The sequence below is a fragment of the Pseudomonas sp. CAM1A genome (genome assembly GCF_047501685.1).
GTDB lineage: Bacteria > Pseudomonadota > Gammaproteobacteria > Pseudomonadales > Pseudomonadaceae > Aquipseudomonas.
Genome location: NZ_JBFNXP010000001.1, coordinates 245013 through 268419, shown reverse-complemented (window position 1 = coordinate 268419; position 23407 = coordinate 245013). Strand labels below are relative to the sequence as shown.

27 protein-coding genes are annotated in these 23407 nt (G+C 64.4%); 11 read left to right on the top strand and 16 right to left on the bottom strand.

What is annotated here, in order from left to right:
- Positions 1-51 precede the first annotated feature (51 nt).
- The 3 genes from rsmD to ABZO33_RS01190 are packed head-to-tail and all read right to left on the bottom strand — an operon-like array spanning position 52 to position 3507.
- On the bottom strand, positions 52-666 hold the full coding sequence (rsmD, locus tag ABZO33_RS01200) for a 16S rRNA (guanine(966)-N(2))-methyltransferase RsmD (protein WP_038706977.1): 615 nt from the start codon (positions 664-666) through the stop codon (positions 52-54).
- A complete protein-coding gene (locus ABZO33_RS01195) occupies positions 666-2159 on the bottom strand; it encodes a M16 family metallopeptidase (protein WP_414534534.1) in 1494 nt (497 codons plus the stop codon). The genes rsmD and ABZO33_RS01195 overlap by 1 nt, the downstream gene beginning before the upstream one ends.
- On the bottom strand, positions 2152-3507 hold the full coding sequence (locus tag ABZO33_RS01190; protein WP_046853823.1) for a M16 family metallopeptidase: 1356 nt from the start codon (positions 3505-3507) through the stop codon (positions 2152-2154). Before ABZO33_RS01190 ends, ABZO33_RS01195 begins: the two co-directional genes overlap by 8 nt.
- A gap of 234 nt (positions 3508-3741) precedes the next feature.
- On the opposite strand from ABZO33_RS01190, the gene ftsY reads away from it, so the two are divergent.
- From ftsY to rpoH, 4 genes are all read left to right on the top strand, one after another.
- Entirely contained in the window at positions 3742-5394 is a 1653-nt protein-coding gene (ftsY, locus tag ABZO33_RS01185; RefSeq protein WP_414534533.1) for a signal recognition particle-docking protein FtsY, read from the top strand.
- Positions 5391-6062: a cell division ATP-binding protein FtsE gene (ftsE, locus tag ABZO33_RS01180; RefSeq protein ID WP_011531723.1), complete on the top strand. Its 672-nt coding sequence runs from the start codon at positions 5391-5393 to the stop codon at positions 6060-6062. The genes ftsY and ftsE overlap by 4 nt, the downstream gene beginning before the upstream one ends.
- On the top strand, positions 6059-7087 hold the full coding sequence (ftsX, locus tag ABZO33_RS01175) for a permease-like cell division protein FtsX (RefSeq protein ID WP_414534532.1): 1029 nt from the start codon (positions 6059-6061) through the stop codon (positions 7085-7087). Before ftsE ends, ftsX begins: the two co-directional genes overlap by 4 nt.
- A 111-nt stretch (positions 7088-7198) precedes the next feature.
- Positions 7199-8053 (top strand): RNA polymerase sigma factor RpoH, encoded by an 855-nt coding sequence (gene rpoH, locus ABZO33_RS01170; RefSeq protein WP_023630664.1) that lies wholly within the window; start codon positions 7199-7201, stop codon positions 8051-8053.
- A 155-nt stretch (positions 8054-8208) separates the two neighbouring features.
- On the opposite strand, the gene mtgA is transcribed toward rpoH, so the two are convergent.
- Positions 8209-8919, bottom strand: coding sequence for a monofunctional biosynthetic peptidoglycan transglycosylase (gene mtgA, locus ABZO33_RS01165; RefSeq protein WP_023630665.1), 711 nt, complete (start codon positions 8917-8919; stop codon positions 8209-8211).
- A 64-nt stretch (positions 8920-8983) separates the two neighbouring features.
- On the opposite strand from mtgA, the gene ABZO33_RS01160 reads away from it, so the two are divergent.
- The 5 genes from ABZO33_RS01160 to ABZO33_RS01140 all read left to right on the top strand — a co-directional run bounded on the left by ABZO33_RS01160 (position 8984) and on the right by ABZO33_RS01140 (position 11799).
- Positions 8984-9355: a DUF423 domain-containing protein gene (locus tag ABZO33_RS01160; protein ID WP_414534531.1), complete on the top strand. Its 372-nt coding sequence runs from the start codon at positions 8984-8986 to the stop codon at positions 9353-9355.
- Between the two features lie 103 nt (positions 9356-9458).
- Positions 9459-9659 carry a sulfur carrier protein ThiS gene (thiS, locus tag ABZO33_RS01155; protein ID WP_038707614.1) on the top strand — a complete coding sequence of 67 codons (201 nt, stop codon included), beginning with the start codon at positions 9459-9461 and terminating at the stop codon, positions 9657-9659.
- A gap of 53 nt (positions 9660-9712) precedes the next feature.
- The gene (locus tag ABZO33_RS01150) at positions 9713-10525 is read left to right on the top strand and encodes a thiazole synthase (protein WP_414534530.1); all 813 of its coding nucleotides are present in this window, start codon (positions 9713-9715) and stop codon (positions 10523-10525) included.
- A 9-nt stretch (positions 10526-10534) separates the two neighbouring features.
- A complete protein-coding gene (gene trmB, locus ABZO33_RS01145; RefSeq protein WP_414534529.1) occupies positions 10535-11257 on the top strand; it encodes a tRNA (guanosine(46)-N7)-methyltransferase TrmB in 723 nt (240 codons plus the stop codon).
- A 380-nt stretch (positions 11258-11637) separates the two neighbouring features.
- Positions 11638-11799, top strand: coding sequence for a hypothetical protein (locus ABZO33_RS01140; RefSeq protein WP_414534528.1), 162 nt, complete (start codon positions 11638-11640; stop codon positions 11797-11799).
- 78 nt (positions 11800-11877) lie between these two features.
- Here the strand turns inward: ABZO33_RS01140 and ABZO33_RS01135 are convergent, their stop codons facing one another.
- The 9 genes from ABZO33_RS01135 to ABZO33_RS01095 all read right to left on the bottom strand — a co-directional run bounded on the left by ABZO33_RS01135 (position 11878) and on the right by ABZO33_RS01095 (position 18440).
- Positions 11878-12204 (bottom strand): DUF3392 family protein, encoded by a 327-nt coding sequence (locus ABZO33_RS01135; protein WP_110735365.1) that lies wholly within the window; start codon positions 12202-12204, stop codon positions 11878-11880.
- Positions 12205-12213: 9 nt separating this feature from the next.
- Positions 12214-13392: a radical SAM family heme chaperone HemW gene (gene hemW / locus ABZO33_RS01130; RefSeq protein WP_414534527.1), complete on the bottom strand. Its 1179-nt coding sequence runs from the start codon at positions 13390-13392 to the stop codon at positions 12214-12216.
- Entirely contained in the window at positions 13389-13985 is a 597-nt protein-coding gene (gene rdgB, locus ABZO33_RS01125; RefSeq protein ID WP_414534526.1) for an RdgB/HAM1 family non-canonical purine NTP pyrophosphatase, read from the bottom strand. Before rdgB ends, hemW begins: the two co-directional genes overlap by 4 nt.
- Entirely contained in the window at positions 13982-14416 is a 435-nt protein-coding gene (locus ABZO33_RS01120) for a DUF4426 domain-containing protein (RefSeq protein ID WP_414534525.1), read from the bottom strand. Before ABZO33_RS01120 ends, rdgB begins: the two co-directional genes overlap by 4 nt.
- Before the next feature lie 22 nt (positions 14417-14438).
- Complete coding sequence (metW, locus tag ABZO33_RS01115) at positions 14439-15059, bottom strand: methionine biosynthesis protein MetW (protein WP_110697353.1); 621 nt, start codon at positions 15057-15059, stop codon at positions 14439-14441.
- A gap of 7 nt (positions 15060-15066) precedes the next feature.
- Entirely contained in the window at positions 15067-16206 is a 1140-nt protein-coding gene (metX, locus tag ABZO33_RS01110) for a homoserine O-succinyltransferase MetX (protein WP_414534524.1), read from the bottom strand.
- Positions 16207-16294: 88 nt separating this feature from the next.
- A complete protein-coding gene (locus ABZO33_RS01105) occupies positions 16295-16885 on the bottom strand; it encodes a YggT family protein (RefSeq protein ID WP_414534523.1) in 591 nt (196 codons plus the stop codon).
- A gap of 10 nt (positions 16886-16895) precedes the next feature.
- Positions 16896-17714: a pyrroline-5-carboxylate reductase gene (gene proC / locus ABZO33_RS01100; RefSeq protein WP_414534522.1), complete on the bottom strand. Its 819-nt coding sequence runs from the start codon at positions 17712-17714 to the stop codon at positions 16896-16898.
- A 39-nt stretch (positions 17715-17753) separates the two neighbouring features.
- Positions 17754-18440, bottom strand: a complete 687-nt coding sequence (locus tag ABZO33_RS01095; RefSeq protein WP_414534521.1) for a YggS family pyridoxal phosphate-dependent enzyme — start codon at positions 18438-18440, stop codon at positions 17754-17756.
- Between the two features lie 65 nt (positions 18441-18505).
- Between ABZO33_RS01095 and ABZO33_RS01090 the strand changes: the two genes are divergently transcribed.
- A complete protein-coding gene (locus ABZO33_RS01090; protein ID WP_414534520.1) occupies positions 18506-19498 on the top strand; it encodes a type IV pilus twitching motility protein PilT in 993 nt (330 codons plus the stop codon).
- 186 nt (positions 19499-19684) lie between these two features.
- Here ABZO33_RS01090 and ABZO33_RS01085 read toward each other — a convergent pair whose 3' ends face one another.
- A complete protein-coding gene (locus ABZO33_RS01085; RefSeq protein WP_414534519.1) occupies positions 19685-20329 on the bottom strand; it encodes a C40 family peptidase in 645 nt (214 codons plus the stop codon).
- Positions 20330-20486: 157 nt separating this feature from the next.
- On the opposite strand from ABZO33_RS01085, the gene ABZO33_RS01080 reads away from it, so the two are divergent.
- Positions 20487-20912, top strand: coding sequence for an NINE protein (locus ABZO33_RS01080; RefSeq protein ID WP_023630210.1), 426 nt, complete (start codon positions 20487-20489; stop codon positions 20910-20912).
- Positions 20913-20951: 39 nt separating this feature from the next.
- Here the strand turns inward: ABZO33_RS01080 and ABZO33_RS01075 are convergent, their stop codons facing one another.
- Together ABZO33_RS01075 and argS are read right to left on the bottom strand one after the other, a co-directional pair.
- Positions 20952-21656: an SPOR domain-containing protein gene (locus ABZO33_RS01075; protein WP_414534518.1), complete on the bottom strand. Its 705-nt coding sequence runs from the start codon at positions 21654-21656 to the stop codon at positions 20952-20954.
- A 1-nt stretch (position 21657) separates the two neighbouring features.
- Positions 21658-23394 carry an arginine--tRNA ligase gene (gene argS, locus ABZO33_RS01070; RefSeq protein ID WP_414534517.1) on the bottom strand — a complete coding sequence of 579 codons (1737 nt, stop codon included), beginning with the start codon at positions 23392-23394 and terminating at the stop codon, positions 21658-21660.
- Positions 23395-23407 lie beyond the last annotated feature (13 nt).

The following is a 23407-nucleotide window of genomic DNA, read 5'->3' as shown; positions in this document are numbered from 1 at the left end:
CTCGTGATGTGCCTGCCTAGAGTGCCATGAAACACCGCCGCCGCGCCTGTGCTATTGGTCGCCAGCCGCACGCTGCCACAGGGCGTAATGCACCTGGCCGGTCTTCTTCTCGCGGTGCAGGCGCCAGTTGCCCGGCATCGGCAGCGAGGAGGGCACGGCTTCGCTTTCGGTGTAGATCCACGCCTGCTCGCGCAGCCACTGGCCCTGCTCCAGCAGGTTGCAGGTATTGGCCAGCAGGTCCTGGTGGAAGGGTGGGTCGAGGAACACCACGTCGAACTGCTGCTTGGCCGGGCCTTGCAGGTAGCGCAGGGCGTCGGTCTGCAGGATCTGCCCGCGCGGGCAGCGCAATACTTCGAGGTTGTCCTTGAGGTTGCTGGTGGCCGCAGGGTTGCTGTCCAGCGCCACGGCATCCTTCGCGCCACGGGACAGCGCTTCGAGCACCAGGGCGCCGCTGCCGGTGAAGGCATCGAGCACCAGGGCGCCCTCGATGTAGGGCGCCAACCAGTTGAACAGGGTTTCGCGCACGCGGTCTGGGGTCGGTCGCAGGCCTTCGCCTTCTGGCACGGCCAGGCGGCGGCTGCGCCATTCGCCGGCGATGATGCGCAATTGGCCGGGGCCCTTGCTGGCGCCCGGGGCCGGGCGCGCTGGAGTGTTGGGTCTTGCCATTAGTGCTCCGGTACGCCGAGCGGCTGCTCGGCGGGTTTATCAGTGGGGGCCGGCAGCGGTTGCTGGGCCACCTTCGGGCCGACGGTGACGATCACCAGCTTGTCTGCCGCGAGATGCTTGTTCATAGCGGCCTTGACCTGCTCGACGGTCAGCGCCTGGGACTGCTGCATGAAGTCTTCCAGCCAGCTCAGCGGCAGGTTGTAGAAGCCGATCGCGCCTAGCTGGCCGACGATACTGGCATTGCTGGCGTTGGACAGCGGGAAGCTGCCGGCCAGCTCGCGCTTGGCATCGTTCAGCTCCTGCTGGGTCGGGCCGTTCTTGAGGTAGTCGGCAAGGATATCCTGAACCAGCTTGAGCGTGCCCTCGCTGAGTTCGGCGCGGGTCTGCAGGTTGATCATGAACGGGCCACGCACCTGCATCGGGCTGAATACCGAGTACACGCCGTAGGTCAGGCCGCGCTTCTCGCGGACCTCGCTCATCAGGCGGGTACCGAAGGCGCCGCCACCGAGGATCTGGTTGCCCAGCGAAAGCGCCGGCCAGTCCGCATCGTTACGGTCGATGCCCAGCTCGGCCAGCATCAGGTGGGTCTGCTTGGACGGGAAGTCGATATGTGTAGTCCCCGGTTTGGGCTCGACAGGTTGCTCCGGCTTGGCCAGTGCCGCGCCCTTGGGCAGGCCGGCGGAAACCTGTGCGGCAATGGCTTCGGCCTCGTCGCGGCTGAGATCACCCACCAGGGCAATTACCGCGTTGCCGGCGGCGTAGCCCTTGGCGTGGAAGCCGCGCAGCTGTTCCAGGGTAATGCCCGGGATGGTTTCGGCGGTGCCGTCGCTGGGGCTGGCGTAGGGGTGTTTGCCGTAGAGGTTGGCGAACAGGGTCTTGCCGGCGATCTTGCCTGGGTTCTGCTTCTCGTACTCGAAGCCTGCCAGCAACTGGTTCTTGATGCGCTTGAGGGCGTCCTCGGGGAAGGTCGGCTGGCCCACCACCTCGGTGAACAGCTTCAGCGCAGGTTCGCGCTTGTCCGAGGCGCTGAGGCTGCGCAGCGAAGCCACGGCCATGTCGCGGTAGGAGCCATTGCCGAAGTCGGCGCCCAGGCCTTCGAAGCCTTCGGCGATGGCGGTGACGTCCTTGCCGGCCACGCCCTCGTTGAGCATGGCGTTGGTCAGGGTGGCCAGGCCCGGGGTACCGCCGTCCTGGCTGCTGCCGGCGGCGAAGGTCACGCGCAGGTCGAACATCGGCAGCTCGCGGGCCTCGACGAACAGCACCCGGGCGCCTTCGGCGGTGGTCCAGTGCTGGATATTCAGCTGGCGCCGGCTAGGGGCCTTGCCGTCGAGCTCTGCCAGCGATTGCAGGGTGTTGGCCGGGCGGGCAGCGGCGTCGGCCTGGCCTTGGCTGTCGGACTGGGCCGGGCGCGCCAGCAGCGCGGCGATGGCCACCACCAGCACGATGATCGCCAGGCCGAACAGGGTGTAGCGCGGTGCGCTGCGATCACTCATGGGCGGACTCCTCGGGCAGTACATGGGCAACGCTCAGGCGTTCGCGGGTGAAATAGGTGCGGGCGGCGGCCTGGATGTCCTCCGGGGTCACGCGCTTGAGGTCGTCGAGCTCGCTGTCGATCAGCTTCCAGGACAGGCCGACCGTTTCCAGTTGGCCGATGGTGGTGGCCTGGCTGCTGATCGAGTCGCGGTCGTAGACCAGGCCGGCGATCACCTGGGCGCGTACGCGCTCGAGCTCTTCGGCGGTGGGTGGCGTGGTCTTGAGCTCGTCGAGCAGCTGCCAGATACCTTTCTCCACTTCGGCCAGGGTCTTTTGTTTCTGCACGTTGGGCGTGGCCGAGATCATGAACAGGCTGTCGCCGCGGGTGAAGGCGTTGTAGCTGGACGAGGCACCGGCCACCAGCTCCTGGCCGCGCTCCAGGCGCGCCGGCATGCGGGCGCTGTAGCCGCCGTCGAGCAGGGCCGAGATCAGCCGCAGGGCGTTGACGCTGCGCGGGTCCTTGGCGGTGGCCAGGGCCGGGACATTGAAGCCGTAGATCAGGCTGGGCAGTTGCGTGCGCAGGTGCAGGGTGAGCAGGCGCTGGCCCGGCTCGGCCAGTTCCAGCGGCAGTTTGCTCGGCGGCACGGCGCGTTTGGGGATGGGGCCGAAGTACTTCTGCGCCAAGGCCTTGACCTCGTCCGGCTTGACGTCGCCGACCACCACCAGGGTGGCATTGTTCGGGGCGTACCAGGACTCGTACCAGTGCCGCAGTTCCTCGACCTTCATGCGCTCGAGGTCGGCCATCCAGCCGATGGTCGGGGTGTGGTAGCCGCTGGCCGGGTAGGCCATGGCGCGGAACAGCTCGAAGGCCTTGGCGTTGGGCTGGTCGTCGGTGCGCAGGCGGCGCTCTTCCTTGATCACCTCGATTTCGCGGCTGAACTCATCGGCCGGCAGGCGCAGGCTGGCCAGGCGGTCGGCTTCGAGCTCCAGGGCGACGGGCAGGCGGTCGCGGGCCAGCACCTGGTAGTAGGCGGTGTAGTCGTCGCTGGTGAAGGCGTTCTCTTCGGCGCCGAGGTCGCGGAGGATGCGCGAGGCCTCGCCGGGGCCGATCTTGGCGCTGCCCTTGAACATCATATGTTCCAGGGCATGGGACAGGCCGGTCTGGCCCGGCGTCTCGTAGCTGGAGCCGACCTTGTACCAGATCTGCGAAACCACCACCGGCGCCCGGTGGTCCTCGCGCACGACCACTTTCAGGCCATTGTCGAGGATGAATTCGTGGGTGGGTTGCACATCGGCGGCGAAAGCCGCCAGCGGCAGGCACAGTGTGCCGAGCAACAGGCCAGCGGCGCGGCGGGCTAGAGCATTCATACGGTGTTCAACCTGTTCGACGGCCCGCTTGGGTTTAGCGTCGGCGGGCCAGGAGGTGCTAGGATACTGATCCGGTTGCCTGGCGACCATGCCTGTCGCCGTTCTGGCCCGCAGGCCCTTACGACAAAACGTTGCGCATGAACCCGCTGGCTTCACAGTAGTCTGTTCTGCGTGACTCAAGAATTTCCGATGCGCTGCTGCTGGCCCATCGCTACCCTGAGATAGCCGTCTTCCATGTTTGGTTCCAACGACGACAAAAAAGCGCCGGCCGCGGCTGGCGAGAAGAAAGGCCTGTTCAGCTGGTTCCGCAAGAAGCCGGAACAACCTGCCGCCGAACAGCCGCAAGCCCCTGCACCGCAAGCGCCCGTCGAGCAGACCGCACCGGCTGCCGAGCCGTTGCAGGCGCATGCCCCAGAGCCGGTGGTTGCCGCGCCGCAGCCGGAGCCTGTGCCAGAGCCGGTGGTTGCCGCGCCGCAGCCGGAGCCTGTGCCAGAGCCGGTGGTTGCCGCGCCGCAGCCGGAGCCTGTGCCAGAGCCGGTGGTTGTCGCGCCGCAGCCGGAGCCTGTGCCAGAGCCGGTGGTTGCCGCGCCGCAGCTGGAAGCTGTGCCAGAGCCGGTGGTTGCCGCGCCGCAGCCGGAGCCTGTGCCAGAGCCGGTGGTTGCTGCGCCGCAGCCGGAACCCGCGCCAGAGCCGGTGGTTGCAACGCTGCAACCAGTCGAGGTCGAAGTAGCTGCAGCCCCGGTCAGCAACCTGGTCCTGCCTGTCGCCGAAGAGCCGGTGGCATTGGTCGAAGACCTGGAACCCAAGGCGCCGCCCGTCATTCCTGCCCGACCGTCTGTCGAAACGGTAACCACGGCCATTACTGCTCCAGCACCGGTTGTCGAAACCGCGCCGGTGGTTGTGCCGGCTCCAGTCGAACCTGAGCCTGTTGTCGTGGCGGCCGCCGAGCCATCCAAGCCTGGTTTCTTCGCCCGCCTCAAGCAGGGCCTGTCGAAGACCAGCGCCAGCATCGGCGAGGGCATGGCCAGCCTGTTCCTCGGCAAGAAGGTCATCGACGACGACCTGCTCGACGAAATCGAGACCCGGTTGCTAACCGCCGACGTCGGCGTCGAGGCCACCTCGACCATCGTCCAGAACCTGACCCAGAAAGTTGCCCGCAAGCAGTTGGCCGACGCCGACGCGCTGTACAAGTCGCTGCAGGAAGAACTGGCCGCGCTGCTGCGCCCGGTCGAGCAGCCGCTGAAGATCGAGGCGCAGAACAAGCCTTATGTGATCCTGGTGGTCGGCGTGAACGGCGCCGGCAAGACCACCACCATCGGCAAACTGGCGAAGAAGCTGCAGCTCGAAGGCAAGAAAGTCATGCTCGCGGCCGGCGACACCTTCCGCGCCGCCGCGGTGGAGCAGTTGCAGGTGTGGGGCGAGCGCAACCAGATCCCGGTGATCGCCCAGCACACCGGCGCCGACTCGGCTTCGGTGATCTTCGACGCGGTGCAGGCCGCCAAGGCCCGTAACGTCGATGTGCTGATCGCCGACACTGCCGGCCGCCTGCACACCAAGGACAACCTGATGGAAGAGCTGAAGAAGGTCCGTCGGGTCATGGGCAAGCTTGATGTCGAGGCGCCGCACGAGGTGCTGCTGGTGCTCGACGCCGGTACCGGGCAGAACGCCATCAGCCAGGCCAAGTACTTCAACCAGAGCGTCGAGCTGACCGGCCTGGCCCTGACCAAGCTGGATGGTACCGCCAAGGGCGGCGTGATCTTCGCCCTGGCCAAACAGTTCAACATTCCGATCCGCTTCATCGGTGTGGGCGAGGGTATCGATGACCTGCGCACCTTCGAAGCCGAACCTTTCGTCAAGGCGCTGTTCGCCGAGCGTGAACCTTCATGATCCGATTCGAACAGGTAGCCAAGCGCTATCCCAACGGCCATGTCGGCCTGCACGAACTGAGCTTCCGGGCGCGTCGTGGCGAGTTCCTGTTCGTCACCGGCCACTCCGGCGCCGGCAAGAGCACCCTGCTGCGGCTGCTGTTGGCCATGGAGCGTCCGACCAGCGGCAAGCTGCTGCTGGCCGGGCAGGACCTGGGCCAGATCAGCAACGCGCAGATCCCGTTCCTGCGCCGGCAGATCGGCGTGGTGTTCCAGAACCACCAGTTGCTGTTCGACCGCACGGTGTTCAACAACATCGCCCTGCCGTTGCAGATCCTCGGGCTGTCCAAGGCCGAAATCGCCAAACGCGTCGATTCGGCGCTGGAGCGCGTGTCGCTGAGCGACAAGGGCGAGCTGTTCCCGGCCGACCTGTCCACCGGCCAGCAACAGCGGGTCGGCATTGCCCGGGCCATCGTGCATCAGCCGGCACTGCTGCTGGCGGATGAGCCCACCGGTAACCTCGACCCGCGCCTGGCCGCCGAGATCATGGGCGTGTTCGAGGACATCAACCGCCTGGGCACCACGGTACTGATCGCCAGTCACGACCTGGCGCTGATCGCGCGCATGCGCCACCGCATGCTGACGCTGCAACGCGGCCGCTTGATCGGCGATGGGGAGGCCGGGCAATGAGCACCACACGTACACCAAAGGTTTCCGAGCGCGTCGCGCCGAAAGCCGCCGATCCGCAGCCGTCGAAGAAGAAGCGTGGCGATCACGATGACGATGGTCCGGACTTCCGCACCCTCCTGCACGCCTGGCTGGAAAGCCACCGTGCCAGCCTGGCCGACAGCTTGCGCCGCCTGGGCAAGCAGCCGATCGGCAGTTTCTTCACCTGCCTGGTGATGGCCGTGGCGCTGAGCATGCCCATGGGCCTGTCGCTGTTGCTGAAGAACGTCGAGAAACTCGGCGGTTCCTGGCAGCGCGCGGCGCAGATTTCGCTGTACCTCAAACTCGATGCCAGCAGCCGCGATGGCGAGGCCCTGCGTGACGAGATCAAGGGCATGCCCGGCGTCGCCGAGGCCCAATACGTCAGCCGCGAGCAGGCGCTGGAAGAGTTCCAGCAACAGTCGGGCCTGGGCGAGGCGCTGCGCGAACTGCCGGACAACCCACTGCCCGGCGTGGTGGTGGTGACCCCGACCGAGGTCGACAAGCCAGCCCTGGAAGCCTTGCGTCAGCGCCTCTCCGAGCTACCGCGGGTGGAAGCGGCGCAATTGGACCTGGTGTGGGTCGAGCGTCTGGCGGCGATCCTCAAGTTGGGTGACCGGTTCGTCTTCGGTCTGGCGGTGATGCTGATTTCAGCGCTGCTGTTAGTAATCGGTAACACAATTCGTCTACATATCGAAAACCGCCGGGTCGAGATCGAAGTGATCAAGCTCGTCGGTGGCACCGACAGCTACGTACGTCGGCCTTTCCTGTACATGGGCGCCCTGTATGGACTGGGTGCGGGCGTGCTGGCCTGGGGCATCCTGGCGTTCGGCCTGAACTGGCTGAACGATGCGGTGGTCGGGCTTTCCGGCCTGTATGGCAGTGATTTCGCCCTGGGTGGCGTACCGGCCTCGGATGGCCTTTCACTCTTGATCGGGGCGGTGCTGTTGGGGTATATCGGTGCATGGATCGCAGTCGCTCGTCACCTGAACGAGCTGGCACCGCGATAAATGTTTCATGGCCAGTATTGACAAATTTTTCATCCTGGAACTTGTACAACGGTTCCTTGTCTATGCTGGCAGTGCCCAAAAGGCATGAGTCTGTAAGCCGGAGGTACTTGAATGACCAATTCGTTGCAACCTGCCTATGCCCTGGTTCCCGGTGCAAACCTGGAAGCCTATGTGCACACGGTCAACAGCATCCCCTTGCTGACGCCGGAGCAGGAGCGTGAACTGGCCGAGCGTCTCTATTACGAGCAGGATCTCGAGGCCGCTCGGCAAATGGTGATGGCCCACCTGCGTTTCGTCGTACACATCGCGCGTAGCTATGCAGGCTACGGGCTGGCCCAGGCCGACCTGATCCAGGAAGGCAACGTTGGCCTGATGAAGGCGGTAAAGCGCTTCAACCCGGAAATGGGCGTGCGTCTGGTGTCCTTCGCCGTGCACTGGATCAAGGCCGAGATCCACGAGTTCATCCTGCGCAACTGGCGCATCGTCAAGGTGGCCACCACCAAGGCCCAGCGCAAGCTGTTCTTCAACCTGCGCAGCCAGAAGAAGCGCCTGGCCTGGTTGAACAATGACGAAGTGCATCGCGTGGCCGAGAGCCTGGGTGTCGAGCCGCGTGAAGTACGTGAGATGGAAAGCCGCCTGAGCGGCCAGGACATGGCCTTCGACCCGGCGGCGGAAGCCGACGACGACAGTGCCTTCCAGTCGCCTGCGCATTACCTGGAAGACCACCGCTACAACCCGGCCGTGCAGCTGGAGGACGCTGACTGGAGCGACAACTCCACCAGCAACCTGCATGAAGCGCTGCAGGGCCTGGATGATCGCAGCCGCGACATCCTCTACCAGCGTTGGCTGGCCGAAGAAAAGGCCACGCTGCATGAGCTGGCAGAGAAGTACAGTGTGTCGGCCGAGCGTATTCGCCAGCTGGAGAAGAACGCGATGAACAAGGTCAAGGCATTGATCACGATCTGATCGGCGCCCTGGCTGAATTGAAAAGCCGCTGCTCTCGGAAGAGGCAGCGGCTTTTTCGTATGTTGTTGGGCGTGGGAGCGGGCTTGCCCCGCGATGGCGATGTGGCAAATGAGGCGGTTATCGCGGGGCAAGCCCGCTCCCACGAAAGCCAGGCCTCAAAGCCTGCGCGAAGCATCCAGCTGCATCAGATAGCTCGGTCCACCCAACTGACTCATCTGCCGCCTGATCCATCCCGCTCGGCTTGCCACATAGGCGCTGGGCCGGCTGGCACTCCACTTGATCGGGCTTGGCAGCACGGCCGCGAGCTGTGCGGCCTGTTGTCGCGTCAGGCGGCTGGCATCCACGCCGAAGTGATAACGCGCCGCCGCTTGGGCACCGAACACGCCCTTGCCCCATTCGGCACTGTTCAGATACACCTCGAGTATCCGTTCTTTCGACCAGAACAGCTCGATCAGTGCGGTGAACCAGGCTTCCAGCCCCTTGCGCAGCCAGCTGCGCCCGGACCACAGGAACAGGTTCTTGGCCACCTGCTGGGTCAGCGTGCTGGCGCCGCGCACCTTGCCGCCACGCTCGTTGTAGGCCAGCGCCGCCTGGATCGCGGGGATATCGAAGCCCCAGTGGCTGGCGAACTTCTGGTCTTCGCCGGCGATGACCGCCACTTTGAGCTCGTCAGAGATATCCTCCCACGGCGTCCAGTCACGTTGCAGGTCGATCGGCTCGCCGCTAGCCCATGACTGCACCTTGCGTTCGACCATCAGCGCGGTGCCGGGCGGCGGCACCCAGCGCAACACCAGGACCACGGCGATGCTGCCAGCAGCGAACCAGAGCAGGGCGCGGGAAAGGCGGCGAAGAAGGGATGACAGCATGGTGATGGCTTGGCCGGACCGTTGGAACCGGCCATTATACAGACCCCTCCCGAGGAGTCGTCCCATGCTTCGCAGCTTCCTGATGCTCGCCGCGTTCTTCGGCTTTACCGGCGTCGCCCTCGGCGCTTTCGCCGCCCATGGCTTGAAAAGCCGCCTCAGCGCCGACTACCTGGCGATCTTCCATACCGGCGTCACCTACCAACTGGTGCATGCCCTGGCGATCCTGTGCGTGGCGGTGCTGTCAGCGCACTTGCCCGGGCGCCTGGTCGGCTGGGCCGGTGGCTTGTTCGCCGTGGGTATCCTGCTGTTCTCCGGTAGCCTCTACGCCCTGACGCTCAGCGGCCTGGGCAAGCTTGGCATGATCACCCCGCTGGGCGGCCTGTGCTTCCTTGCTGGCTGGCTTTGCCTGGGGCTGGCCGCCTGGCGGCTGGGCTGACCGGTCGGTCCACAATCGCGACTAATGGCGTCTGTCGCCCTTGGGTTGCAGGGTAGATCGGGGCTAGAATGCGGGCCCCCAAAGAACAATGGTGGCCGTGCGCATGCGCATTCAATTGAACGGTGAACCTTACGAACTGCCCGCGGGCGAGAGCGTCGCGGCGCTGCTGGGCCGGCTGGAGCTGGCCGGCCGCCGGGTGGCGGTGGAACTGAACCTGGACATCGTGCCGCGCAGCCAGCACGAGAGCACGCAGCTCAAAGACGGCGACCAGGTCGAGGTGGTCCACGCCATCGGTGGCGGCTAACCGCCCCTGAAACCTCGCCAGCAAAGTCCCGCAATCTTTCCTGAGGAACAACGATGAGCAACGTTCGCAGCGACAAGCCCTTCATCCTGGCCGGGCGCACTTTCCAGTCGCGCCTGCTGGTCGGCACCGGCAAGTACCGTGACATGGAAGAAACCCGCCTGGCCACCGAGGCCTCGGGTGCCGAGATCGTCACCGTTGCCGTGCGCCGTACCAACCTGGGCCAGAACGCGGGCGAGCCGAACCTGCTCGACGTGCTGTCGCCAGACAAGTACACCATCCTGCCGAACACCGCCGGTTGCTTCGATGCGACGGAAGCGGTGCGCACCTGCCGCCTGGCCCGTGAGCTGCTCGATGGCCGCAAGTCCCACGAGTCCAGGACGCTGGTGAAGCTGGAAGTACTGGCTGACCAGAAAACCCTGTTCCCCAATGTTATCGAAACCCTCAAGGCCGCCGAAGTGCTGGTCAAGGAAGGTTTCGATGTGATGGTCTACACCAGCGATGACCCAATCATCGCCCGCCAGCTGGCCGAAGCCGGCTGTATCGCCGTCATGCCGCTGGCCGGCCTGATCGGCACCGGCTTGGGTATCTGCAACCCCTACAACCTGCAGATCATCCTCGAGGAATCCAAGGTGCCGGTGCTGGTCGATGCCGGCGTGGGTACCGCCTCCGACGCCACCATTGCCATGGAAATGGGTTGTGAGGCGGTGCTGATGAACTCGGCCATCGCCCATGCCCAGCAACCGGTACTGATGGCCGAAGCCATGAAACACGCCATCGTCGCCGGGCGCATGGCCTACCTGGCCGGCCGCATGCCGAAAAAACTCTATGCCAGCGCCTCTTCGCCGCTGGCTGGTCTGATCAAGTAAGAGCTCCTGATGACTGAATCGCAAGAAACGCCGATCTCCGAAGACGGCGAAACCCGCCCGCACCGCCGCATCAAGAGCTTCGTGATGCGCGCCGGGCGCATGACCGAAGGCCAGCAGCGCGGCCTGGACCAGGGCGGCCCCCTGTTCATCCTGCCGCTGACCGACAGCCCGGTGGACTATGACCAGGTGTTCGGCCGTCCGGCGCCGCGTACCCTGGAGATCGGCTTCGGCATGGGCCACTCGCTGCTGGAAATGGCTGCCGCTTCGCCCGAGCTGGACTTCATTGGTGTCGAAGTGCACCGTCCAGGTGTCGGCGCACTGCTCAACGGCGTGCTGACCCAGGGCCTGAAGAACCTGCGGGTTTACGATTGCGACGCCATCGAAGTGCTCAACCGCTGTGTAGCCGACAACAGCCTCGATCGCCTGATGCTGTTCTTCCCGGATCCATGGCACAAGGCCCGTCACCACAAGCGCCGGATCGTCCAGCTGGAGTTCGCCGAGTTGGTGCGCCGCAAACTCAAGCCTGGTGGCGTATTCCACATGGCGACCGACTGGGAGCCCTATGCCGAATACATGCTGGAAGTGATGAGCGCAGCGCCCGGCTATCGCAACCAGGCGGCTGATGGCGCCTATGTACCGCGCCCTGAAGAGCGCCCGATCACCAAGTTCGAGCGCCGTGGTGAGCGCCTTGGGCATGGGGTGTGGGATCTGAAGTTCGAAAAGGTAAGCTGAGCCGGGTTTGTTCGGTGCTGCCCTTCAAGCCTGCGAAAAATTGCAGGTACAAAAAAACCGCCTTGAAGAGGGCGGTTTTTTTATGTGGGCCTCGGGTTACGAAGCCTAGCCCACGAGCATCACTGGAGACAGCCACAGTTGGATCTTAGGATGGCCTCGAGTACAGGTCAATCAAGGAAATATCCGGCATTACGTGTGACAGGACAGGTAACTGTTCTGGTAGAGAGGTTCACGTAAGATCGATTTGCTCGCATGTGATTCATCCGGTGACGGGCCGGGAACCCAAACGCTTTCTCGGCCCCTTCGACGTGACCTACGACTCGCGCTGGTGATATTTATCGAAGGGCCACCAACCTGGCCACTTCACTGGAGACAGTCACATGCTCTCCGAAGGTGTCGAAGTGCCGGTTAGACGCTGGAAGAATGGCTCAGCCAACACGGAGGCCAAGGCATATGAAGCGTTTGCTGAATACGCTGAGCCGCGTTTGGAAGCTCATTCGGATCCTGATCGTTTTCAGGACCGTCAGGGACTTCCTGCGTGATCACTTCGACGATGCCCGTTAAGAGGTTAGTCGGGTGAGAAGCCGCCCTGGCCTGCCAGGGCGGCTTTTAGCGAACGCTCACCCCCGCCGATCGGCGACCACGCCGATCAAAACCAGCACCACCAGCAGCACCGGTGCCAGCGCATAGTTGTTGAACTGCCCCAGCCCCTTCACGACCCACGGCGTCGCATAGATCAGCGCCGCACCGCTGCCGATCATCACCAGCAGGGCCATGAACGGTACCCGTAGCGCGCCGGCCAGGCCGCCCAGGCGGCCTTCCACCCAGCCCTTGATGTCGGTGCCGAACAGCACCAGCAGGCAGCCCACCAGGGCTAGAGAGATTTCCGACAGGTTGCTGCGGCTCCAGCGGGAAACGGTCGAGAGCAGGTCAAGTACCAGGTCCATGGGTCATCCTTAATTCAAGAAGTACTGCAGCAGGTCGTTGAGGAACAGCTGGCCACGGGGTGTGGCTGCCAGCCGATCCGGTTCGACCCGCAAAAGGCCTTTTTGTTCGGCTGCACGGCGGGCTTCGGCCAGTTGTGCAAGAGGCAGGCCGGTACGCAGGTTGAACAGCTGGGCCTCCACTCCGTCGGTGAGGCGCAGCGCGTTCATCAGGAACTCGAAGGGTAGCTCATCGGCGGGCAGCAGCTTTTCCCCGGCCTTGAACGGCTTGGACGGGTTCAGGTAGTCCTTGGGCAGGCGGGTCTTCCAGGTGCGCAGGATGCGTCCGTCCGGGAACGACAGCTTGCCATGGGCGCCGGCACCGATGCCGATGAAGTCGCCGAAGCGCCAGTAGTTCAGGTTGTGCCGTGCGGCACGTCCGGCCTGAGCGTAGGCCGAGACTTCATACTGGCGGTAACCGTGGTCGGCCATCAACGCCTGGCCGGCTTCCTGGATATCCCAGAGGATGTCGTCCTCGGGTAGCTCAGGCGGCTGGTTCCAGAACACCGTGTTGGGTTCTACCGTCAGCTGGTACCAGGACAGGTGCGTCGGCGCCAGTTCGATGGCCTGGCGCAGGTCGCCCAGGGCGTCGTCGAGCGACTGGTCTGGCAAGCCGTGCATCAGGTCCATGTTGAAGTTGTCGAAGCCCGCGGCACGGGCCATATCGGCTGCGCGCACCGCTTCGGCGCCGTTGTGGATGCGCCCGAGCTTCTCAAGCTTGGCGGGCTGGAAGCTCTGCACGCCGATGGACAGGCGGTTGATGCCGGTCTGGCGGTAGGCCTTGAACTTCTCCTGCTCGAAGGTGCCCGGGTTGGCCTCGAGGGTGATCTCGATGTCCGGGGCGAACGGGATGCGTTGCTCGACTCCGCGCAGCAGGCGACCCAGTGCATCGGCGCTGAACAGACTGGGGGTGCCGCCGCCGAAGAAGATCGTGCTGATGGAGCGACCCTGGACGGCAGGCAGCTCCTGCTCTAGGTCGGCGAGCAGGGCGTCGATGTATTCGGCTTCCGGCAGCGCCGGGCCGGCCTGGTGCGAGTTGAAGTCGCAGTACGGGCATTTGCGCACGCACCAGGGAATATGGATATAGAGCGACAGCGGTGGGAGTTCGGGAAGGATCAGGCCCGCCGGCTGTACCAACAGCTTTTCGCTCATGCCAGGCCCAGACGCTGACGCAACAGGGCCATGGCGCGGGCGCGGTGGCTGAGTTGGTTCTTGTCGACAGGGGCCAGGTCGGCGCTGGAGCAGTTGCGCTCAGGCACCCAGAACAGCGGGTCGTAGCCGAAGCCGTGTTCACCGCTGGCCTCGAACAGGATGCTGCCGTGCCACAGGCCTTCGCAGAGGATCGGCAGCGGGTCGTCGGCGTGCCGCACCAGGGCCAGAACGCAGACGAACTGCGCGCCGCGCTGATCTTCAGGCACGTCCTTGAGCGCATCGAGCAGCTTGGCGTTGTTCGCCGCATCGCCCTTGCCGTCGGCATAGCGCGCCGAGTAGATACCCGGCGCGCCGCCGAGGAAGTCTACCGCCAGGCCCGAGTCGTCGGCCAGGGCCGGCAGGCCGGAGATACGGGCGGCATTACGCGCCTTGAGGATGGCGTTCTCGACGAACGACAGGCCGGTCTCCTCCGGCTCAACCTGGCTGAATTCACCAATCGAGCGCAGGTTCACGGACGCGCCGAGCATGGCCTGCAGTTCCTTGAGCTTGCCGGCGTTGTGGCTGGCCAATACGAGTTGCTGGAAATTCATCATTCGCCTGGGAACACTTCCTGGTTGAAGCTGAGTTTATTGCTGACGCCGCCGGTCTCGACGTTGAGGTCGAAGGTGACGGTCTCGGCCTGGTCGATCTTGAACTGTGCGATGTAGTACACCGCACCCTGATCGGTAATTTGCTTGAACGACAACGGGCTGCTGCGCCCGGTGAGATCTTTCACTGTGCCGCTGACTACCGCCATCGCGGGTTTGCCGGCCTTGAGCACGGCGATGTTGAGCACGCCCTGGTTCTTGCTGCGTGTCAGGCCCGTGGCGGCAGCGATGGCCGGTTGCAGCATGCTTGAGGTGAAGGCGCTGTAGTGGACCGTGACATCACCGAACACTTCCTTGCGCTCGGGCCTGGCGGCATCGGCAGCCAGTACTGGCAAGGCCAGGCACAGGCTGATCAGAAACAGTGCTAGTCGACGCATGATGCCATTCCTCCGTTGAGGGTCAGACCGCGAGCTGATGCTCCTGCAGGCCCGGGCTGCTGACCCGATAGATACCGATCTCACCTAGAAGATTAGGCCAAAGCCGCCCACCCAACCCGTTACGGTGCAGGTGGTCGACGGCGAGGCGGTCGAGGACCTTGGCCTTGCGCTCATGGCACAGGTTCTCGAAGTCCTCGAAGGTGCAGAAGTGGATGTTCGGTGTGTTGTACCAGGTATACGGCATGAAGTCCGAGACCGGCATGCGACCCTTGGTCGCCAGGTACCAGCGGCAGCGCCAGTGGCCGAAGTTGGGGAAGGTGATGATGCACTGGCGGCCCACCCGCAGCATTTCGTCGAGGATCCGGTCAGGGTACTCCACGGCCTGCAGGGCCTGGGTCATGACCACCACGTCGAAGCTGTTGCTGGCGAAGTTGCCCAGGCCCTTGTCCAGGTCCTGCTCGATCACGTTGACGCCCTTGGCCACGCAGGCGGCGATGTTGTCGGCGTCGATCTCCAGGCCGTAGCCGGTGACGTTCTTGCGCTCGCGCAGCGAGGCCAGCAGTTCGCCGTTGCCGCAGCCCAGGTCGAGTACCCGGCTACCGGCGGGGATCCAGTCTTGGATGATTTCCAGGTCGGCTCTCATGGGGTCCTCACAGGGCGATGCGGTTCATGTAGTTGGCGAAACCCTGCATGTAGCGAGGCGTGGGGATCAGGAAGGCGTCGTGGCCGTACGGCGAGTCGATATCCAGGTAGCAGACGTTCTTGCGTGCGGCCATGAGGGCATCGACGATCTCCCGCGAACGCGCCGGGGAGAAGCGCCAGTCGGTGGTGAACGACATGATGCAGAAGTCTGCCGTGACATGCGCCAGGGTCGCCGCCAGGTCGCCGCCGTGGGCGGCGGCCGGGTCGTAGTAGTCCAGGGCCTTGGTCATCAGCAGGTAGGTGTTGGCGTCGAAGCGCCCGGAGAACTCCTCGCCCTGGTAGCGCAGGTAGCTCTCGACCTGGAATTCGACGCTGTGGAAGTCGTAGTTGAGCTTGTCGCTCTTGAGCTCGCGGCCGAATTTCTCGCCCATCGAGTCGTCGGACAGGTAGGTGATATGGCCGACCATGCGCGCCAGCATCAAGCCGCGCTTGGGGATTACGCCCTGGTCCTGGAACGAGCCACCGTGGAACTCGGGGTCGGTGAGGATGGCCTGGCGTGCCACTTCGTTGAAGGCGATGTTCTGCGCCGACAGCTTGGGCGCCGAGGCGATGTCCACGCAGTGGCGGACCCGGTCCGGGCAGGTGATGGTCCATTGCAGCGCCTGCATGCCGCCCAGGCTGCCGCCAACGATGGCGGCCCAGGTCTGGATCCCCAGGCGATCGGCCAGGCGCGCCTGGCTGTGCACCCAGTCTTCCACGGTCAGCACCGGGAAATCGGCGCCGTAGGGCTTGCCGGTGGCCGGATTGAGGCTGCTGGGGCCGGTGCTGCCATTGCAACCGCCGAGGTTGTTCAGGCTGACCACGAAGAAACGGTTGGTATCGATCGGCTTGCCGGGGCCGATGCAGCTGTCCCACCAGCCCGGCTTGCGGTCGGTGGCGGCATGGTAGCCAGCGGCATGATGGTGGCCGGACAACGCATGGCAGATCAGCACGGCGTTGCTGGCGCTGCTGTTGAGCTCGCCATAGGTTTCGTAGATCAGCTCGTACGAGGCCAGGGCGCGGCCACAAGCCAGGGCCAGCGGTTCATCGAACCGGGCAATCTGCGGTGTTACCAGACCGACGGAATCTTCGGGAAGGACAGTGGACATCGACCCTGCTCACGCTTGACGGAGGCGTAAGTCTAAAGAGCGCTACCCCCAGCGGCAAGCAAAGGCTTGCCGCCGGATGCAGGGTGGGTCAGATCATCCGCCACAGCTCTTGCGGCATGCCGGCGTAGGCTGCCAGTTGGGGCATGAGGAACGACTGGATCACCTGGATGGCGATGAAGGCGAAGATCGGCGAGATGTCCATGCCGCCGAGGTTCGGCACCAGGCGGCGGAACGGCGCCAGCACCGGCTCGCTGATCTGGTAGGCCAGTTCTGCAGCCGGGTTGTGGCTGTTCGGTGCGACCCAGGAGACGATCACCATGACGATCATCGCCACCCAGAAGATCTTCAGGAACAGCGAGGTGATGCCCAGGATCGACCACATCAGCAGGTGCAGGATGTCGCCGAAGGTGCCGTAGGTGACCATCAGCACGAAGGCCATCAGCAGCGCCTGGATGATGATCGACAGCAGCAGCGAGGAGGTGTCCAGGCCAGCGATGCTGGGGACCACGCGGCGCAGTGGCTTGAGCAGTGGCTGGGTGGCGCGCACGGCGAACTGGCTCAGCGGGTTGTAGAAGTCGGCCTTGACCAGCTGCAGCACGAAACGCAGCAGGACGATCACCAGGTACAGGCTGACCAGTGTTTGCACCACGAAGATCGCGGCGCCGGACAGTGCATTCATCAAAAACTCCTTATTTGCCCAGTTTCTCGGCCAGCTCGGCCGAGCGTTTCGCCGCGGCTTGCAGGGCCTGTTCGACAATGGCCTCGAAGCCGTTGGCCTGGAACGATTTGATCGCCGCTTCCGTGGTGCCGGCCGGCGAGGTCACGCGGCGACGCAGCTCGGCGGCGTCGACGTCGCTGGTAACCGCCATGCGGGCGGCGCCCAGAGCAGTCTGCAGGGTCAGTTGCGAGGCGGTCTCGCGCGGCAGGCCGAGTTTTTCGCCAGCGGCGGTCATGGCCTCGATCAGCAGGAAGAAGTACGCCGGGCCGCTGCCGGAAACTGCGGTCACGGCGTCCAACTGCTGTTCTTCATCAAGCCACAGGGCGGTGCCCACGGCCGACAGCAGCTGTTCGGCCTGGCGGCGTTGTTCCATGGATACTTCCCGGGTCGCATACAAGCCGCTGACGCCCTGACGCAGCAGCGCCGGGGTGTTCGGCATGCAGCGCACCAGGGGGATCGCGCCCAGCCAGGCCTGCAGGCTGGCGCAGGTAATGCCGGCGGCAATGGAAACCACCAGCTGGCCCGGTTTCAGGCTCGGCTTCAGCGTTTCGCAGACCGCTTTCATGACTTGCGGTTTGACTGCCAGGACGATCACGTCCACGCCATCGATGGCCTGGGCGTTGTCTTCGAAGGTTTCGATGCCGTGCTCGGCCGTGATCCGTGCGCGGGTTTCGGCACCCGGGTCGCTGGCGCGGATCAGCGCGGTGTCCAGGCCCTGGGCGCGCAGGCCGCCAATCAGGCTGGCGGCCATGTTGCCGGCGCCGATAAAGGCAATACGAGTCTTGCTCATGTCGGGTCCTTGTGGGGGAAGGGAGAGTTAAGCATGGATTCAGGCCTGACCGTAGTCGCGGGCGCCGAACAAGGCGGTACCGATGCGGACCCAGGTCGCACCTTGGGCAATGGCGGCTTCCAGGTCATGGCTCATGCCCATGGACAGGGTGTCCAGGCCGAGGCCGAGCTGGGCCTGCAGTTCGCGCAGCGTGGCGAAAGCCGCCTCTTGCTCGGCGCGCTCCTCGGTAGGCTCCGGGATCGCCATCAACCCGCGCAGGCGCAAGCCGGGCAGGGCGTTCACGGCCTGGGCCAGGGCTGGCAGCTCGGCGGGCGAGCAACCGGACTTGCTGGCCTCGCCGCTGACATTCACCTGCAGGCAGATGTTCAGCGGTGGCAGCTCGGCGGGACGCTGCTCCGAGAGGCGTTGGGCGATCTTCAGGCGGTCCACGGAATGTACCCAGTCGAAATGCTCGGCGATGGCCTTGGTCTTGTTCGACTGAATGGGGCCGATGAAGTGCCAGATCAAGGGCAGGTCGGAAAGCGCCTGTTGTTTTGTCAGGGCTTCCTGAAGGTAGTTCTCACCCATGTGGCGCAGGCCAGCGGCATGAGCCTCGCGGATGGCGCTGGCGGGCTTGGTCTTGCTCACCGCCAGCAGCTGCACGCTGGCCGGGTCACGCCCGGCGGCCCGGGCCGCGCTGTCGATGCGGCGGGCAATGACGGAAATATTGTCTGCTAGGGTGGACATGGTTCGTCGCCGACGGCTTTGGGGTCTGCGGCATTCTACCTGCTTGATCGCCGTTGGGGAGTCTCATGGATGTGACCGACCTGCTGGGCCGGGCCGTGGCTGCGGGCGCCAGCGACCTGCACCTGGCCGTGGGCGAGCCGCCGTTGCTGCGCCTGGATGGCGAGCTGCAGCGCATGGCGCAGCCGGTACTGACCAGCGCGGCTCTGGAGCAGGGAATGGCCGACCTGCTTGATGACGGGCAGCGGCGGCAATGGCTGAGCGGTGATGAACTGGACCTGGCGCTGAGCTTGCCCGGCGTGGGGCGCCTGCGCTTGAACCTGTTCCGCCAGCGCAATGGGTTGGGCGCAAGCGCGCGCCTGATCCCGGCGCGGGTCCCTAGCCTCGATGAACTTGACCTGAACGATGTGTATCAAGCCGTTGCGCAATGCCGGGATGGCCTGGTGCTGGTGGGCGGGCCGACGGGGAGCGGCAAGTCCAGCACCCTGGCGGCGCTGCTCGATCAGATCAATCGCGAACGCGCTTTACAGGTCATCACCCTTGAAGACCCTATCGAATTTATCCACCGCGGCCAGGGTTGCCTGGTGAATCAGCGGGAGATCGGCGTGCACAGCCGTGACTTCGCCCAAGGGCTGCGCAGTGCCCTGCGCCAGGATCCGGATGTGATCATGGTGGGTGAGTTACGTGACCTGGAGAGTATCCGTCTGGCGTTGCGCGCGGCAGAAACCGGGCATCTGGTGCTGGCAACGGTGCACACCCGCTCGGCGCTGAACAGCATCGACCGGCTGGTAGAAGTGTTCGCGGCCGAGGAGAAGCCGCTGGTGCGCATGATGCTGGCCGAATCGTTGCGCCTGGTGGTGGCTCAGGTGCTGGTCAGGCGGGTGGGCGGCGGCAGGGTTGCGGCAAGGGAGGTGCTGATAGCGACGCCCGCGGTGCGCAACCTGATTCGCGAGGGGCGCATGGCACAGGTGCAGTCGGTGATGCAGGCGGGGGCGGCGCAGGGAATGCGGACGATGGAGGGGGCGATGCAGGCGCTCAGGCAGAAAGGGCTGGTTGATTAGGCTCTGTACGAAATGTATCTGCACTCGCCCATACTGCGTTGAAACGGGGCTCGGAATGCTCATGTACTCCAGTACAGTCGGGCGCGACCCCGGCCGTTCCTCACCCCGTTTCGCCTGTCTGGCCTTCGCGCAGACACATTTCATACAGACCCTAGGCAATCGCGGGGCAAGCCCGCGATTGACGGCTTAGCGCTTGGCCAGGGCCAGCGCCTGCTGGTTCTTGGGCAGGACGCGCTTGGCCACTACGTAGTGCTTTTGCCAATAGGGCTTTTCCAGGCTGTCGATGCTCACCCGCTTGCCGGTGCGCGGCGCGTGGATGAAGCGATCGTTGCCCAGGTAGATGGCTACGTGATTGACCCGGCGACTCTTGATGTTGAAAAAGATCAGGTCGCCCGGCTTGAGATCGCTCTTGGCCACCTTGACGCCCTGGCCCTGAGCCATCGCATTGGAGGTGCGCGGCAGGTCGACATCGGCGACATCGTTGAACGCGTACTTGACCAGGCCGCTGCAATCGAAGCCCTTCTTCGGGCTGCTGCCGCCCCAGCGATAGGGCGTGCCCAGTACGTTCACGGCGCGGCTGAGCACTTCGCTGCTCTGCTTGGGTGACATGGCCACGGCCTGCATGCCCACGGCCTGCTGCTTGGCGGCGTTGGCCGGGCGAGCGCGCACGGAACTGCTGCGATACTGGATCGGGGTGCGTTTCACCGTGGCGTCGGCGTTGGTCGTATAGCCGGTGAATCCGCTGGGAAGTCGTTGCTCACGGTTGGTGGCGTGGGCGGCCAGGGGTAACAAAAGGCAGAGGGTCAGCCATGTCTTGATAAAAGGTGGCATAGATGAAGCTCTTATAAGTGTTGGCGCGCAACTTTATAACAGCTTTTTGATCAAATTCTGATCCGTTGGTCGCTCAAGCACGTACCATATGTCGGGTCAAAACGAAAAAGTCACATTTTTCCTTAGAAAATTTTCGGCTATCCCTCGAGGGCTTCGAATGAATGGTTATCAACAGGGTGCCCCCTCGCACGACACCCATAGCAAGGTTCTCGGCTACCTGCTGTGGATCTTCGGTTTTACCGGCTCGCACCGCTTCTACTATGGCAAGCCGATCACCGGAACCATCTGGTTCTTCACCCTGGGCCTGCTGGGCATCGGCTGGCTGATCGACCTGTTCCTGATTCCGTCGATGGACCGTGAGGCGGACATGCGTTTTGAGTCGGGCGGCGTGGACTACAACCTGGCGTGGATACTCCTGACCTTCCTCGGCATCTTCGGCGTGCATCGGCTGTATCAGGGCAAGTGGATCAGCGCGCTGATCTACCTGTTCACCGGCGGGTTGTTCCTGTTGGGCGTGCTGTATGACTTCTGGACGCTCAACAGTCAGATTTCCCAGGTCAACGCCGAGCGTCGCCGGGTATGAAAAAAGGCCTTGTCGCGGCGAGCGGCAAGGCCTTTTTCGTTACTGACGCCGCTGTTGCAGCAGCAGGTTGCTGAAACCTGCCCCGGCCAGTTGTTTCTGCGCCACGGTCAACTGTTCGCGGTTGCTGAACGGGCCGACCATCACGCGGTACCAGGTCTCTTCCTTCACCGTGCCGGACTCAACCTTGACCGCCTGGCCAAGCAGGATGATCTGCGCACGGACCTTGTCGGCATCGGCCTGCTTGCGGAACGAGCCGGCCTGCAGGAAGAACTGGGTCGTGGCCGCTGGCTTGATCACCGGTGGTGCCGGTGGCGGTGTCTGGCCCAGCAGGGCGGCCTGGGCGCGGGCGGTGTCGATCTTCGCCGCTTCCGCAGGGGTGACCGGCGTGCTTGGCACGGGCGGTTGCGCCGGCACCGGCGGGGTTTTCTCCGGCACGGCCTCGGGCGGCACGATCACTTCCGACTCTGGCAGCAGGGTGTAGAAGTCATACTTCGGCTTCACCGGTTGCTGTGGGGTCGGTGTGGTGGTCTTGCTCGTCTCGGCGACCTTCTCCTGCTTATGTTGCTCGGGCTTGGTGCGCTTGATATCAGCGCCACCGGGTTCGAGCTTCATCAGGAAGACGATGAACGCCCCCACGGTCAGGCCGACCGCCAGCCACACCCAGCCCGGAATCGGCTGCTTGCTGGCAGGCGGCTGGGAGCGGCTGGCGCCGCGCTTGGGGGCGGGTTTCTTCTTTGCAGCCAACTTACATGCGCTCCAGGGTTTCCAGGCCGAGCAGCTCCAGGCCCTGCTTGAGGGTGCGGCCGGTCAGGGCAGCCAGGCGCAGGCGGCTCTGCTGCTGTTCGGCGGTTTCGGCGGAAAGGATCGGGCAGTTCTCGTAGAAGCTGGAGAACAGGCCAGCGAGGTCGTACAGGTAGGTGCACAGCACGTGAGGCGTGCCTTTTTCAGCGACGTTGTTGAGGATCTCGCCGAACTGCGCCAGGCGCGCGGCCAGGTCCTGCTCGTGCGCTGCCTGCAGGACGATGTTGCCGTCGACTTCGTCGAAGCCCTTGCCGAGCTTGCGGAACACGCCGGCCACGCGGGTGTAGGCGTACAGCAGGTACGGTGCGGTGTTGCCCTCGAAGTTCAGCATCAGTTCGAAGTTGAAGCTGTAGTCGCTGGTGCGGTGCTTGGACAGGTCGGCGTACTTGACCGCGCCGATGCCGACCACTTCACCGATGTGGCGCAGCTCGTCTTCGGCCAGCGATGGGTTCTTCTCCTTGACCAGCGCGTAGGCGCGGTCCTTGGCCTCGGTGAGCAGGTCGATCAGCTTGACGGTGCCGCCATCGCGGGTCTTGAACGGGCGGCCATCGGCGCCGTTCATGGTGCCGAAGCCCATGTGCTCCATCTTCATCGGGTGGCCGACAAAACCTGCGCGGCGGGCCACTTCGAAGACCTGGTTGAAGTGCAGGGCCTGGCGCTGGTCGACGAAGTACAGGGCGCGGTCGGCGTTCAGCGTGTTGCTGCGGTAGCGCACAGCGGCCAGGTCGGTGGTGGCGTACAGGTAGCCGCCGTCGGCCTTCTGCACGATCACCGGCAGCGGCTCGCCCTCGGCGTTCTTGAATTCTTCGAGGAACACGCACTGGGCGCCCTGGTCTTCGACCAGCAGGCCCTTGGCCTTGAGGTCGGCGACCACATTGGCCAGGTCGGCGTTGTAGGCGCTCTCACCCATCACGTCGGCCATGGTCAGCTTGACGTTGAGCAGCTCGTAGGTCTTCTGGCAGTGCGACAGGGAAATGTCCTTGAAGCGCGTCCAAAGCGCCAGGCACTCGGGGTCGCCAGCCTGCAGCTTGACCACCAGGCCGCGGGCGCGGGTGGCGAACTCTTCGGACTCGTCGAAGCGCTTCTTGGCGGCGCGGTAGAAGTTTTCCAGGTCAGACAGCTCGTCGCTGGTGATCGGGTTTTCTTCCAGGTAGGCCAGCAGCATGCCGAACTGGGTACCCCAGTCACCCACATGGTTCTGGCGGATAACCTTGTCGCCGAGGAACTCCAGCACTCGGGCAACGCTGTCGCCGATGATGGTCGAGCGCAGGTGGCCGACGTGCATTTCCTTGGCCAGGTTCGGTGCCGACATGTCGATCACCACCTTTTCTGCCGGGCCAGCCTTGCGTACGCCCAGGTGGCCATCGGCCAGGGCTGCGTCAAGGCGGCCTGCCAGCGCTTCGGTGTTCTGGAAGAAGTTCAGGAAGCCAGGCCCGGCGATTTCGACCTTGGTGATGTCGTCGCTTTTCGGCAGGGCTTTGATCAGCTTCTCGGCCAGGTCGCGTGGCTTCATGCCGGCCGGCTTGGCCAGCATCATGGCGATGTTGCTGGCGAAGTCGCCGTGGGTCTTGTCCCGGGCGTTTTCCACCTGGATCGCCGGCGTCAGCCCTTCAGGCAGCACACCGTCGGCGACAAGTTGGGTGAGGGCTTGCTGGATCAGCTGGCGAATGGTGTCTTTCATGAGGGTCTCTTTT

What these genes read in the sequence shown, in the direction of transcription:
- ABZO33_RS01135 (WP_110735365.1), bottom strand. Translation starts at nt 12,204, where the DNA reads ATGGACCTGGTACTTGACCTGCTCTCGACCGTTTCCCGCTGGAGCCGC.
- rsmD (WP_038706977.1), bottom strand. Translation starts at nt 666, where the DNA reads ATGGCAAGACCCAACACTCCAGCGCGCCCGGCCCCGGGCGCCAGCAAG.
- ABZO33_RS01190 (WP_046853823.1), bottom strand. Translation starts at nt 3,507, where the DNA reads ATGAATGCTCTAGCCCGCCGCGCCGCTGGCCTGTTGCTCGGCACACTG.
- ftsX (WP_414534532.1), top strand. Translation starts at nt 6,059, where the DNA reads ATGAGCACCACACGTACACCAAAGGTTTCCGAGCGCGTCGCGCCGAAA.
- ABZO33_RS01160 (WP_414534531.1), top strand. Translation starts at nt 8,984, where the DNA reads ATGCTTCGCAGCTTCCTGATGCTCGCCGCGTTCTTCGGCTTTACCGGC.
- ABZO33_RS01080 (WP_023630210.1), top strand. Translation starts at nt 20,487, where the DNA reads ATGAATGGTTATCAACAGGGTGCCCCCTCGCACGACACCCATAGCAAG.
- rpoH (WP_023630664.1), top strand. Translation starts at nt 7,199, where the DNA reads ATGACCAATTCGTTGCAACCTGCCTATGCCCTGGTTCCCGGTGCAAAC.
- ABZO33_RS01095 (WP_414534521.1), bottom strand. Translation starts at nt 18,440, where the DNA reads ATGTCCACCCTAGCAGACAATATTTCCGTCATTGCCCGCCGCATCGAC.
- rdgB (WP_414534526.1), bottom strand. Translation starts at nt 13,985, where the DNA reads ATGATGAATTTCCAGCAACTCGTATTGGCCAGCCACAACGCCGGCAAG.
- hemW (WP_414534527.1), bottom strand. Translation starts at nt 13,392, where the DNA reads ATGAGCGAAAAGCTGTTGGTACAGCCGGCGGGCCTGATCCTTCCCGAA.
- argS (WP_414534517.1), bottom strand. Translation starts at nt 23,394, where the DNA reads ATGAAAGACACCATTCGCCAGCTGATCCAGCAAGCCCTCACCCAACTT.
- trmB (WP_414534529.1), top strand. Translation starts at nt 10,535, where the DNA reads ATGACTGAATCGCAAGAAACGCCGATCTCCGAAGACGGCGAAACCCGC.
- proC (WP_414534522.1), bottom strand. Translation starts at nt 17,714, where the DNA reads ATGAGCAAGACTCGTATTGCCTTTATCGGCGCCGGCAACATGGCCGCC.
- ABZO33_RS01105 (WP_414534523.1), bottom strand. Translation starts at nt 16,885, where the DNA reads ATGAATGCACTGTCCGGCGCCGCGATCTTCGTGGTGCAAACACTGGTC.
- ftsE (WP_011531723.1), top strand. Translation starts at nt 5,391, where the DNA reads ATGATCCGATTCGAACAGGTAGCCAAGCGCTATCCCAACGGCCATGTC.
- ABZO33_RS01150 (WP_414534530.1), top strand. Translation starts at nt 9,713, where the DNA reads ATGAGCAACGTTCGCAGCGACAAGCCCTTCATCCTGGCCGGGCGCACT.
- ABZO33_RS01140 (WP_414534528.1), top strand. Translation starts at nt 11,638, where the DNA reads ATGCTCTCCGAAGGTGTCGAAGTGCCGGTTAGACGCTGGAAGAATGGC.
- ABZO33_RS01085 (WP_414534519.1), bottom strand. Translation starts at nt 20,329, where the DNA reads ATGCCACCTTTTATCAAGACATGGCTGACCCTCTGCCTTTTGTTACCC.
- ftsY (WP_414534533.1), top strand. Translation starts at nt 3,742, where the DNA reads ATGTTTGGTTCCAACGACGACAAAAAAGCGCCGGCCGCGGCTGGCGAG.
- ABZO33_RS01120 (WP_414534525.1), bottom strand. Translation starts at nt 14,416, where the DNA reads ATGCGTCGACTAGCACTGTTTCTGATCAGCCTGTGCCTGGCCTTGCCA.
- ABZO33_RS01090 (WP_414534520.1), top strand. Translation starts at nt 18,506, where the DNA reads ATGGATGTGACCGACCTGCTGGGCCGGGCCGTGGCTGCGGGCGCCAGC.
- ABZO33_RS01195 (WP_414534534.1), bottom strand. Translation starts at nt 2,159, where the DNA reads ATGAGTGATCGCAGCGCACCGCGCTACACCCTGTTCGGCCTGGCGATC.
- mtgA (WP_023630665.1), bottom strand. Translation starts at nt 8,919, where the DNA reads ATGCTGTCATCCCTTCTTCGCCGCCTTTCCCGCGCCCTGCTCTGGTTC.
- thiS (WP_038707614.1), top strand. Translation starts at nt 9,459, where the DNA reads ATGCGCATTCAATTGAACGGTGAACCTTACGAACTGCCCGCGGGCGAG.
- metX (WP_414534524.1), bottom strand. Translation starts at nt 16,206, where the DNA reads ATGTCCACTGTCCTTCCCGAAGATTCCGTCGGTCTGGTAACACCGCAG.
- metW (WP_110697353.1), bottom strand. Translation starts at nt 15,059, where the DNA reads ATGAGAGCCGACCTGGAAATCATCCAAGACTGGATCCCCGCCGGTAGC.